An 11,320-nucleotide genomic window follows, 5' to 3' on the forward strand; every position below is an offset into this window, starting at 1 on the left:
GCGAGCCGACAGAGTCGTCATGAGTGTTCCCAACGAGGCAGGTGCCTTCCTGCGCATCGAGGCCGTCACCAAGGATTTCGGAGACTTTCGCGCAGTCAACGAGGTCAGCCTGGACGTGGCGCGCGGCGAGATCTTCGCCTTGCTCGGCTCCTCGGGCTGCGGCAAGAGCACCCTGCTGCGCATGCTGGCCGGCTTCGAATCGCCTTCGTCGGGGCGAGTGCTGCTCGACGGCAACGACCTCGCTGGCCTGGCGCCGTACAAGCGGCCGGTGAACATGATGTTCCAGTCGTATGCGCTGTTTCCACACCTCACGGTCTGGGACAACATCGCCTTCGGCCTGCGTCGCGACAAGCTGCCCAAGGCCGAGATCGCCGCCCGTGTCGACGAGATGCTGCGCCTGGTGCAGCTCGCCAGCTTCGCCAGGCGCAAGCCGCACCAGCTCTCGGGCGGCCAGCAGCAGCGCGTGGCGCTGGCGCGCAGCCTGGCCAAGCGGCCGAAGCTGCTGTTGCTCGACGAGCCTCTCGGCGCGCTCGACAAGAAGCTGCGCGAGGCCACGCAGATCGAGCTGGTCAACATCATCCGGCAGGTCGGCGTGACCTGCGTGATGGTCACGCACGACCAGGAAGAGGCCATGACCATGGCTTCGCGCATCGCGGTCATGAGCGAGGGCAGTTTCCTGCAGGTCGGCGCGCCGGCCGATGTGTACGAAACCCCGGCCACGCGCTTCGTGGCCGACTTCATCGGCAACGTGAACCTCATGGAGGGCAGCGTGGTGGCCGACGAGGCGGACCATGTCGACATCCAGTGCGCCGACGTGCTGCACCGCGTCGGCCACGGAATCACCGGCTACCAGGGCCAGACCGTCACGGTGGCGGTACGGCCCGAAAAAATCCACCTGAGCCCTGTCGAGCCCGAGGGCGCGCACAACAAGGCGCGGGGCACCGTCGAGGCCTCTTCCTATTTCGGCCTTTACACCGTCTACCACCTGCGGCTGGCAAGCGGGGGCATGCTCAAGGTCAACGTGGAGAACGAGACCCGCCACCGTGACGGCCTGCCCGCGCAGGGCGATGCCGTCTGGGCCCATTGGCTGCCGACCTCCCAGGTCGTGCTGACGCAGTGAGCGGAGGGGCGACCATGGCTGCCACTGCCACCCAGGGGAAGAGCCGGCCCCGCCGCCTGAAAGGCCGCCAGCTCGTGATCGGCATGCCCTACCTGTGGCTGCTGGTTTTCTTCCTGCTGCCTTTCCTGATCGTCCTGCGCATCAGCTTCTCCGAGATGGACGGCGCGAAGATCAGCGAACTGATCGGCTGGGCCGATCAGCAGCTGTCGATCACGCTGAAGCTGCAGAACTACATCACGCTGTTCCAGGACGACCTGTATTTCGCGACCTATGGCTACTCGCTGGTCTACGCGGCGGTCACCACCCTGATCTGCCTGTGCATCGGCTATCCGTTCGCCTACTTCATGGCGCGGGCCAGGGCCAGCCTTCAGCCGCTGCTGCTGATGGGCGTGATGCTGCCGTTCTGGACCAGCTTCCTGCTGCGCGTCTATGCCTGGAAGGGCCTGCTCGACGCCCAGACTGGCTGGGTCGGGCAGGCTTTGGCGTACCTGCATGCCGACCGGGTGCTGCTGCCGCTGGGGCTCATTTCTTCGGCCGGACAATTCATGTACAGCCCGTTCTCGCTGGTGCTGGGCATGGTCTACACCTACCTGCCGTTCATGGTGCTGCCGTTGTATGCCACGCTTTCGAAGATGGACCTGCGGCTGCTCGAGGCGGCGCAGGATCTCGGCGCGACGGCCTGGCAGGCGTTCTGGCGGGTGACCGTGCCGCTGTCTCGCAGTGGCATCGTCGCCGGCGCCATGCTGGTCTTCATTCCTTGCGTGGGGGAATACGTCATTCCCGAGTTGCTGGGCGGCCCGCAGACGCTGATGATCGGCCGCGTGCTGTGGGACGAGTTCTTCTCCAACAACGACTGGCCGATGGCCTCCAGCGTGGCCGTGGTGATGGTGCTGCTCATCATCGTGCCGCTGGCGCTGCTCAACAGCAGCCAGGCCAAGGCCAGGTCGAAGGGGCTGGGCTCATGATCGCCACACCCGCCGGTCGCTGGACCAGCCGCATCTGGCTGTCGCTGGGCTTTGCGTTCCTCTATCTTCCGATCGTCGCGCTGATCGTCTTCAGCTTCACCGATTCGCCGGTACCGAATGTCTGGGCCGGTTTCAGCCTGCGCTGGTACCACAAGCTGATCGGCGACGACGAGATTCGGGAGGGCCTGTTCGTCTCGCTGCGCATCGCCGCGGGCACCGCTACCGGCGCGGTCCTGCTGGGCACGCTGGCCGCATTCGCGCTGGAGCGCTTTCCCCGGTTCCGCGGGCGCACGGCCTTCGCGGGCATGGTCAGCGCGCCGCTGGTGATGCCCGAGGTCATCGTCGGACTGTCGCTGCTGCTGATGCTGGTGTCGGCCCAGCGCGTCTTCGGCTTCCCGGAGCGAGGACTCACGACCATCTGGTTGGGCCACATGCTGGTTGGCATGGCCTATGCCACGGTGGTGATCGGCGCCCGCCTGCGGGACCTCAACCCGCAGTACGAGGAGGCGGCGCAGGACCTGGGCGCCCGCCCGCTGCAGGTGTTCTTCCTGGTGACGCTGCCCATGATCGCGGAGTCGCTCATGGCGGCGTGGCTGCTGAGCTTCACGCTCTCGCTCGATGACGTGGTGATGTCGGCCTTCCTGTCCGGGCCCGGCTCGACCACCCTGCCGCTGGTGATCTTCTCGCGCGCCCGGCTGGGGCTGGACCCGACGGTCAATGCGCTGGCCACGGTGGTGATCGTGCTGGCGGCGATCTTCGTGGTGGCCTCCAGCTACCTGATCGCCGCGCGCGAGCGGCGCCGCTACAAGGAAGGGCAAGCAGCGCTGGCGGGAGGGTAGCGCCTATAATCGAGGGCTTTGCGAGCGGCCGTTGCGCCGCCTTTGGACCTCATTTCCCATGCCCATCTACGCCTATAAGTGCAGCGCCTGCGGCTTCGCCAAGGACGCTTTGCAGAAGATGTCCGACGCACCCCTCACGGTGTGTCCGGCGTGCGGCGCGAGTGCGTTCGAGAAACAGGTCACGGCCGCCGGTTTCCAGCTCAAGGGCTCGGGCTGGTACGTGACCGATTTCCGTGATGGTGGCGGCAAGAAGTCCGAGCCGGCCGCGTCTTCCGCGTCGCCCGCCTCCGGCGAGTCTTCGTCCTCGTCCTCTTCCTCTTCTCCCTCCGCCACTGCCGCCGCGCCGAGTCCCGCACCGGCGCCCGCCGCCGTGGCTCCCGCTCCGGCCGTGCCGAGCGGCGACTGAGAGAACCCCCGACCGCCATGCTCGCCCTGCGCAAATGGTTGCTGTCCGGCCTGCTGGTCATCGTTCCGCTGGTCATCACGCTCGGCGTGCTGAACTGGATCATCGGCACGCTCGACCAGACGCTGTGGCTGCTGCCCGAGCAGTGGCAAGTCTGGCTCAGCGACCACAAGGTGCGCGGCCTGGGCGTGCTGCTCACGCTGGCCATCCTGCTGGTGGTGGGCGCCACGGCCAGCAACTTCGTGGGCAAGCGCCTGCTCGGCTGGGGCGATGCCGTGGTGCGGCGCATCCCGGTGGTGCGCTCGATCTACTCCAGCGTCAAGCAGGTGTCGGACACGCTGTTCTCCGAGAACGGCAATGCCTTCCGCACCGCGGTGCTGGTGCAATGGCCGCGCGAAGGCGTGTGGACCATCGCCTTCGTGACCGGCGCGCCCGGCAACGAGGTCGCCGCGCATCTCGGCGAGGGCGAGTTCCTCAGCGTCTACGTGCCGACCACGCCCAATCCCACGGGCGGCTACTTCGTGATGCTCAAGCGCAGCGACTGCATCGAACTGAAGATGAGCGTGGACGAAGCGCTCAAGTACATCGTCTCGATGGGGGTGGTCGTTCCAGGCGGCCCCACCACGGTGGCGGTGAAGTCTTCCAACTCATAAAAGAACGAACGCGCCCACGAGGCGCCGGAATGGATTCCTATGGCCATGCGTACTCACTATTGCGGTCTCGTGACCGAAGCCCTGCTGGGCCAGACCGTCACCCTTTGCGGCTGGGTCAACCGTCGCCGCGACCACGGCGGCGTGATCTTCATCGACGTGCGTGACCGCGAAGGCTACGTGCAGGTGGTGTGCGATCCCGATCGTGCCTCGACCTTCGCCGTGGCCGAGAACCTGCGCAACGAATACTGCGTGCAGATCACCGGCCTGGTGCGCGCTCGCCCCGAAGGTACGACCAACGACCAGCTCAAGAGCGGCAAGATCGAAGTGCTGTGCCATGAACTGAAGGTGCTGAACCCCTCGGTCACGCCCCCGTTCCTGCTGGACGACGACAACCTGTCGGAAACCACCCGCCTCACGCACCGCGTGCTCGACCTGCGCCGCCCGGCCATGCAGCGCAACATGATGCTGCGCTACAAGGTGACGATGGAAACGCGCAAGTTCCTCGACGCCAACGGCTTCATCGACATCGAGACGCCGATGCTCGGCAAGTCCACGCCCGAAGGCGCGCGCGACTACCTCGTGCCCAGCCGCGTGCACGACGGCAGCTTCTTCGCGCTGCCGCAGTCGCCCCAGCTCTTCAAGCAGCTGCTGATGGTGGCCGGCTACGACCGCTACTACCAGATCGTGAAGTGCTTCCGCGACGAAGACCTGCGCGCCGACCGCCAGCCCGAATTCACGCAGATCGACATCGAGACCTCCTTCCTCGCCGAAGAGGAAATCCGCGAGATGTTCGAAGGCATGATCCGCAACGTGTTCCGCAACGCCGCGGGCATCGACCTGCCGGTATTCCCGACCATGACGTATGCGGACGCGATGTTCAAGTACGGCTCGGACAAGCCCGACCTGCGCGTGAAGCTCGAATTCACCGAACTCACCGAGCTGATGAAGCGCGTCGAGTTCAAGGTGTTCTCCAACGCCGCCACCATGGCCGGCGGCCGCGTCGTGGCGCTGCGCGTGCCTGGCGGCGGTGCCGAAGGCGGCCTGTCGCGCGGCGAGATCGACGCCTACCAGGAGTTCGTCAAGATCTACGGCGCCAAGGGCCTGGCCTACATCAAGGTCAACGACGCGCAAGCCGGCCGCGAAGGCCTGCAGAGCCCGATCGTGAAGAACCTCGACGACAACGCGCTGGCCGAGATCATCGCCCGCACGGGTGCGCGCAACGGCGACATCCTGTTCTTCGGCGCCGACAAGGAAAAGGTGGTCAACGACGCCATCGGCGCGCTGCGCGTGAAGATCGGCCACAGCGCCTTCGGCAAGAAGGCCGGCCTGTTCGACGACCGCTGGGCGCCGCTGTGGGTGGTCGACTTCCCGATGTTCGAGTTCGACGAGGAAGGCCAGCGCTGGAGCGCCGTGCACCACCCGTTCACCGCGCCGAAGGACGGCCATGAGGATCTCATGGACACCGCGCCCGAGAAGTGCATCGCCAAGGCCTACGACATGGTGCTCAACGGCATCGAAATGGGCGGCGGCTCGGTGCGTATCCACCGCGAGGAAGTGCAGAGCAAGGTGTTCCGCGCGCTGAAGATCAGCGCCGAAGATGCACAACTCAAGTTCGGCTTCCTGCTGGACGCGCTGCAGTACGGCGCGCCGCCGCACGGCGGCATTGCCATCGGCCTGGACCGCCTGGTCATGCTCATGACCGGCGCCGAGTCGATCCGCGACGTGATCGCCTTCCCCAAGACCCAGCGCGCGCAGGACCTGCTGACGCAGGCGCCGAGCCCGGTCGACGAGAAGCAACTGCGCGAGCTGCACATCAAGCTGCGCAACGCGCAAGCATGATGCTCGCCCCCAGGCTGCGCGCACTTCGTGTCGCTTCGCCAACCCCCTACCGGGGGCAACACCTGAGGCCCGGCAAAGCCGGTTCCTCGGTGTTCCGCGAAGAAAACTGAGCGCCCCCAATGACGACTGGTTCTCGGCCCTGGAAGATCCCGGAGTCGGTGCTGGTCGTGATCCACACGCCGGCGCTCGATGTGCTGCTGATCCGGCGTGCGGATGCCGAGACCGACTTCTGGCAGTCGGTCACCGGCAGCAAGGACGCGGCCGACGAGCCGCTCGCGCTCACCGCGGCGCGCGAGGTGGCCGAGGAAACCGGCATCCTGTGCGGCGAAGGCACGCCGCTGGCCTCGCAGCTCGTCGACTGGCAGCTGCGCAACGTCTACGAGATCTATCCGCGCTGGCGTGCCCGCTATGCGCCGGGCGTCACCCACAACACCGAGCACCTGTTCGGCCTGCGCGTGCCCGATCGCATCGTGCCCAGGCTCGATCCGCGCGAGCACACCGACTGGCGCTGGCTGCCTTACCGCGAGGCGGCGGACGCCTGCTTTTCCCCATCGAATGCCGAAGCCATTCTGTTGCTGCCAGAATTTGCGCGATGACGAACCAGCCGGCAGCAGCTTCAGCGACAGCCCCAGCGACAGCGGTGCAGCAGAACCTCCGGGTCGCGACCTACAACATCCACAAGGGTGTGCAGGGCATCGGCCCGGCGCGGCGGCTGGAGATTCACAACCTCGGCCATGCCATCGAGCAGCTCGACGCCGACATCGTCTGCCTGCAGGAAGTGCGCAAGATGAACCGGCAGGCCGCAGCCCGGTTCGCGCGCTGGCCCGAGCTGCCGCAGGCCGACTTCCTGGCGCCCGAGGGCTACACCGCCGTCTACGAGACCAATGCCGTCACGCGCCACGGCGAGCACGGCAATGCGCTGCTCACGCGCTGGCCGGTGCTGGGCACCACCCACCAGGACATTTCCGACCACCGCTTCGAGCAGCGCGGGCTGCTGCATGTGGTGATCGACGTGGAAGGCCGGCGGGTGCACGCCATCGTGGTGCATTTGGGGCTCATCAAGGGCAGCCGGGTGCGGCAGATCGCGCGGCTGCGCGAGTTCATCGACCGCGAGGTGCCGCCCGGCGAGGCCGTGGTGGTGGCGGGCGATTTCAACGACTGGGGCGCGCGCATGCGCTATGCCATGAACGCCATGGGCCTGCGCGACACCAGCGACCTGCGCGGCCCGCGCACGCTCACCTACCCTTCGCGCCTGCCGGTGACCCAGCTCGACTTCGTTTACGGACGCGGGCTGGAGCCGCTGGCCTGCAACGTGCCGCGCGGTCCGATCTGGGCCCGCATGTCCGACCATCTTCCGCTGGTGGCTGATTTCACGCTCCTTAATTGATAGCATTGCTCCAAGAAGGGACGGGCGTTGCGGGCTCGAATGTCTGGAGCCATTCACTGGTACGATCCCCGCCATGCTGAGGAAAACCGACGTCGACCCGCGCCCCGATCGAAACGACGATGACGAGGGCACGCCCGTCTCCGTGAAGATCCGCGAGCGCATCACCGCCGCGCGCAAGCGCTTCAACGCCAACGACAACATCGCCGAGTTCATCCAGCCGGGCGAGCTGGAAGCCCTGCTCGACGAGGTCGAGGTCAAGATGAAGGACGTGCTGCACAGCCTGGTGATCGACGTCGAGAACGACCACAACACCGACAACACCGCGCGCCGCGTCGCCAAGATGTACCTCAACGAGGTGTTCAAGGGCCGTTACGTGGCGGCGCCTTCGCTCACCGAGTTTCCCAACGCCGAGCACCTGAACGAGCTGATGATCGTCGGCCCGATCACCGTGCGCAGCGCGTGCTCGCATCACTTCTGCCCGATCATCGGCAAGCTCTGGATCGGCGTGATGCCCAACGAGCACACCAACGTGATCGGCCTGTCGAAGTACGCGCGCCTGGCCGAATGGGTCATGGGCCGTCCGCAGATCCAGGAAGAAGCCGTGGTGCAGCTGGCCGACCTGATCCAGGAAAAGACCCAGCCCGACGGCCTCGCGCTCGTCATGGAGGCCGAGCATTTCTGCATGGCCTGGCGCGGCGTGAAGGAAATGGACAGCAAGATGATCAACTCCGTGATGCGCGGCGTGTTCCTCAAAGATCCGAGCCTGCGCCGCGAATTCCTTTCTCTCCTTCCCAGAAAGAGCTGAGCCATGCTGGTCCGACTCCTCTACGCCAGCCGCGCCGTCGACACCAGCCCCGAGGCCATCGAGTCGATCCTGACGCAATCGCGCAGCCACAACACCGCCTGCGGCATCACCGGCATCCTCTGCTATGGCGCGGGCACCTTCCTGCAGGCCATCGAGGGCGGCCGCATGGCCATCTCCGAGCTCTACGGCCACATCCAGCGCGATCCGCGCCACAAGGACGTGGTGCTGCTGCACTACGAAGAAATTTCCGAGCGCCGATTCGGCGGCTGGACGATGGGGCAGGTCAACCTGTCGAAGCTCAACGCCTCGACGCTGCTGAAGTATTCCGAGAAGCCCGAGCTCAACCCGTACGCGGTCTCGGGCAAGGTTTCGTTGGCGTTGCTCGAAGAGCTGATGGCCACCGCCGCCATCGTCGGCCGCCACTGACCCCGGGGTGCCACTCTCCGCGTTCGCCCTGATCCTGCTAGCCGGGATCATCCACGCCAGCTGGAACATCGCCGCCAAGAAGGCGAATGGCGACGCGCGCTTCAGCTTCCAGACCAGCGTGTTCAACATGGTCATCTGGGCCCCGCTGGGCATCGTGCTGGGTTGGAACGTGGTGCCGAGCTGGGGCCGGGCCGAGTGGAGCTTCGTCGTGCTCAGCGGCGTGCTGCACGTCTTCTATTTCATCGTGCTGCTGCGCGGCTACCGCAAGTCGGACCTGACGGTGGTCTATCCGCTGGCGCGCGGCTCGGGGCCGCTGCTGTCCTCGCTGGTGGCGGTGCTCTTCCTCGGCGAGAAGATCAGCCTCGTCGGCGTGGCCGGCATCCTCGGCGTCGTGGCCGGCGTGTTCCTCATCGCGGGCGGCCCGCGCCTGTGGAAGAAGGCGCACGACCCGGCGCAGCGTGCGCGGGTGCACAAGGGCATGCGCTACGGCGTGCTGACCGGCGCCTTCATCGCGGCCTACACGGTGGCCGACAGCTACGCGGTCAAGTTCCTCGCGATGTCGCCGATCCTGCTCGACTACATGGGCAACCTCGTGCGCATCGTGCTTCTGCTGCCCGCCGCGCTGCAGGACCGCGCGACCACGGTGCGCATGTGGCGCGACCAGTGGAAATACGCGCTGCTGGTGGCGGCGATCAGCCCCGTGTCCTACGTGCTCGTGCTCTACGCGGTGCAGCAGGCGCCCATCTCTCACGTGGCGCCGGCGCGCGAGGTGTCGATGCTCTTCGCCGCGCTCATCGGCGGCCATCTGCTGCGCGAGGGCGACCGGCTGCTGAGGCTGCTGGGCGCGATGTTCATCGCCGCCGGCGTGGTGGCGCTCGCCCTGGGCTGAGCCCGTGCTGCTGTTCGGCTGCGACTTCTCGAGCGCGCCGGCGGCACGCAAGCCCATCGTCGTCGCGACGGGCGAGCCGAGCGGCACCGACCGGGTCGTGCTGCACGGCCTGCAGCGTTTTTCGACGCTCGACGCATGGGGCGATTGGCTGCGCGCCACGCCGGCCTGGACCGGCGGCTTCGACTTTCCATTCAGCCTGCCGCGCGAACTCGTCGAGCATCTGCGATGGCCGCTGCAGTGGGAGCCTCTGATGGCCCACTACGCCAGCCTGAGCCGCGCCGAGATCCGCGAGACCTTCGCCGCCTTCTGCGCGGCGCGCCCGGTGGGCGGCAAGTTCGCGCACCGCAAGGCCGACGGGCCCGCGGGCTCCAGCCCCTCGATGAAATGGGTCAACCCGCCGGTGGCCTACATGCTCCATGCGGGCGTGCCGCGCCTGCTGGCGGCCGGTGCGCGCATTCCGGGCCTGCATGCGGGGCTGGGTGCCGATCGCATCGCGCTGGAGGCCTACCCCGGCCTGCTGGCGCGCGAACTGGTCGGTCGACGCAGCTACAAGAGCGATGACCTCGCCAAGCAGACGCCCGAGCGCCGCGCCGCAAGGGCCGATCTGCTGGCCGCGCTCGAATCGGGCTCGCCCCGCCTCGGATTGAAGCTGGCCGTCACCGCACCGCAGCGCGAGGAACTGCTGGCGGACGCGCGCGGCGACGTCATCGACGCGGTGCTGTGTCTTCTGCAGGCCGCCTGGGGCCGACAGCGGGCCGCAAGCCCCGGCCCCGGCCACGGGCTGCCGGAGGGCATCGACCCGCTTGAAGGATGGATCGTCAGCGCCTGAGCCTCGTTGTCCTACACCGCTTCGGGCTTCCGTCGGCGTTCGCCTCCAACGGCGGGAGCCTAGATTGAAACCAGTGGGTCATTCCGGCCCACGGATTTCATCATCACCCGATCAGGAAGGAAGCGACATGAACAAGGACCAAGTGGCAGGCCGCGTCGAAGAGGCCAAGGGCAAGCTGAAGGAAGTCGCCGGCAAGGTCGTCGGCAACGAGAAGCTCGAAGGCGAGGGCATTGCCGACCAGGCCGCCGGCAAGGTGCAGAAGACCTACGGCGACGTGAAGGAAAAGGCCAAGGACGCGATCAAGTCGGGCGCCGACAAGCTGTGATCCGGGCAGCGAAGGCCGTGTGCGCAAGCCGCACCTGGCTTTCGCTTGCGCTCTTTCCATTCCGAGAAGCGACAGGAGGATTCCCATGAACGCATCGAACATTCAACGCGCGGGCAATGCCCCGTACGCCAAGACCCTGACGGCCGTGCTGCTGGCTGGTGCCGCGCTCGCGCTGGTCGGCTGCGACAAGGCCGACAACCGCACCGCCGGCGAGAAGCTCGACAGCGCCGTCGCGAAGACCGAGCAGGCAGCCGACACGGCAGCGGCCAAGACAAGCGAGGCCCTGAAGGACGCCAAGGCCAAGGTCGAGTCGTCCAGCACCACCGCCGAGGTGAAGGAAGGCGCCGCCAATGCCAAGGAGGCGGTCAAGGATGCCGGCGCCGCGGTGAGCGCGACGGTGAGCGACGCGGCCATCACGGCTTCCGTGTCGGCCGGCCTTGCCAAGGACCCGGACCTGAGCGCCATCAAGATCGATGTCGACACCAAGGCCGGCGCGGTGAGCCTCAAGGGCCCGGCGCCCACTGCCGCCGCCAAGGCGCGCGCCGAGGAAATCGCCAAGGGTGTGCAGGGTGTGACCTCGGTGGACAACCAGCTCGAAGTGAAGAGCTGAGCGTTCTCTTTCCAAACAAAAAGCCCGGCAGTGCCGGGCTCAGACTGCTGACAAACCCTCAAGCCCTCGCGTTGCGAGGGTTTTGTGCTTTTTAATGGCGGGATGCTCAAGAGCCCGACACCTGCGCAGCAGGAACTGGAGATGGTGACGCTGGAGATGCTGGTGCCGCAGGATCACCTGCTGCGCAAGATCGATGCGGCGGTGGATTTCGAGTTCATCCGAGCGAAGGT

General features: G+C 66.7%; 14 protein-coding genes. All 14 read left to right on the forward strand.

Annotated elements, in window-relative coordinates:
* Positions 1–19: 19 nt before the first annotated feature.
* The 14 genes from QMO14_RS08520 (at position 20) to QMO14_RS08585 (ending at position 11,090) form a co-directional block, all read left to right on the forward strand.
* Positions 20–1,120: an ABC transporter ATP-binding protein gene (locus QMO14_RS08520; RefSeq protein ID WP_301505994.1), complete on the forward strand. Its 1,101-nt coding sequence runs from the start codon at positions 20–22 to the stop codon at positions 1,118–1,120.
* A gap of 14 nt (positions 1,121–1,134) precedes the next feature.
* Positions 1,135–2,085: an ABC transporter permease gene (locus QMO14_RS08525; protein ID WP_301505996.1), complete on the forward strand. Its 951-nt coding sequence runs from the start codon at positions 1,135–1,137 to the stop codon at positions 2,083–2,085.
* The gene (locus QMO14_RS08530; protein WP_301505998.1) at positions 2,082–2,924 is read left to right on the forward strand and encodes an ABC transporter permease subunit; all 843 of its coding nucleotides are present in this window, start codon (positions 2,082–2,084) and stop codon (positions 2,922–2,924) included. The genes QMO14_RS08525 and QMO14_RS08530 overlap by 4 nt, the downstream gene beginning before the upstream one ends.
* 58 nt (positions 2,925–2,982) lie before the next feature.
* Positions 2,983–3,330, forward strand: coding sequence for an FmdB family zinc ribbon protein (locus QMO14_RS08535; protein WP_301506000.1), 348 nt, complete (start codon positions 2,983–2,985; stop codon positions 3,328–3,330).
* Between the two features lie 17 nt (positions 3,331–3,347).
* Positions 3,348–3,980 (forward strand): DUF502 domain-containing protein, encoded by a 633-nt coding sequence (locus QMO14_RS08540; RefSeq protein ID WP_301506002.1) that lies wholly within the window; start codon positions 3,348–3,350, stop codon positions 3,978–3,980.
* 39 nt (positions 3,981–4,019) lie between these two features.
* Positions 4,020–5,819: an aspartate--tRNA ligase gene (aspS, locus tag QMO14_RS08545; protein WP_301506004.1), complete on the forward strand. Its 1,800-nt coding sequence runs from the start codon at positions 4,020–4,022 to the stop codon at positions 5,817–5,819.
* 119 nt (positions 5,820–5,938) lie between these two features.
* Positions 5,939–6,415 (forward strand): dihydroneopterin triphosphate diphosphatase, encoded by a 477-nt coding sequence (nudB, locus tag QMO14_RS08550; RefSeq protein ID WP_301506006.1) that lies wholly within the window; start codon positions 5,939–5,941, stop codon positions 6,413–6,415.
* Positions 6,412–7,206 (forward strand): endonuclease/exonuclease/phosphatase family protein, encoded by a 795-nt coding sequence (locus tag QMO14_RS08555; protein ID WP_301506008.1) that lies wholly within the window; start codon positions 6,412–6,414, stop codon positions 7,204–7,206. The genes nudB and QMO14_RS08555 overlap by 4 nt, the downstream gene beginning before the upstream one ends.
* A gap of 73 nt (positions 7,207–7,279) precedes the next feature.
* Positions 7,280–8,011: a GTP cyclohydrolase I gene (gene folE / locus QMO14_RS08560; protein WP_301506010.1), complete on the forward strand. Its 732-nt coding sequence runs from the start codon at positions 7,280–7,282 to the stop codon at positions 8,009–8,011.
* Between the two features lie 3 nt (positions 8,012–8,014).
* A complete protein-coding gene (locus QMO14_RS08565) occupies positions 8,015–8,437 on the forward strand; it encodes a BLUF domain-containing protein (RefSeq protein WP_019656584.1) in 423 nt (140 codons plus the stop codon).
* 7 nt (positions 8,438–8,444) lie between these two features.
* Positions 8,445–9,326 carry a DMT family transporter gene (locus QMO14_RS08570; protein ID WP_301506013.1) on the forward strand — a complete coding sequence of 294 codons (882 nt, stop codon included), beginning with the start codon at positions 8,445–8,447 and terminating at the stop codon, positions 9,324–9,326.
* A gap of 4 nt (positions 9,327–9,330) precedes the next feature.
* On the forward strand, positions 9,331–10,155 hold the full coding sequence (locus tag QMO14_RS08575) for a DUF429 domain-containing protein (protein WP_301506015.1): 825 nt from the start codon (positions 9,331–9,333) through the stop codon (positions 10,153–10,155).
* 127 nt (positions 10,156–10,282) lie between these two features.
* On the forward strand, positions 10,283–10,480 hold the full coding sequence (locus QMO14_RS08580; protein WP_093198234.1) for a CsbD family protein: 198 nt from the start codon (positions 10,283–10,285) through the stop codon (positions 10,478–10,480).
* 85 nt (positions 10,481–10,565) lie between these two features.
* Positions 10,566–11,090: a BON domain-containing protein gene (locus QMO14_RS08585; protein WP_301506018.1), complete on the forward strand. Its 525-nt coding sequence runs from the start codon at positions 10,566–10,568 to the stop codon at positions 11,088–11,090.
* Positions 11,091–11,320 lie beyond the last annotated feature (230 nt).

This window comes from Variovorax sp. CAN15, from assembly GCF_030462475.1.
Taxonomy (GTDB): domain Bacteria; phylum Pseudomonadota; class Gammaproteobacteria; order Burkholderiales; family Burkholderiaceae_C; genus Variovorax.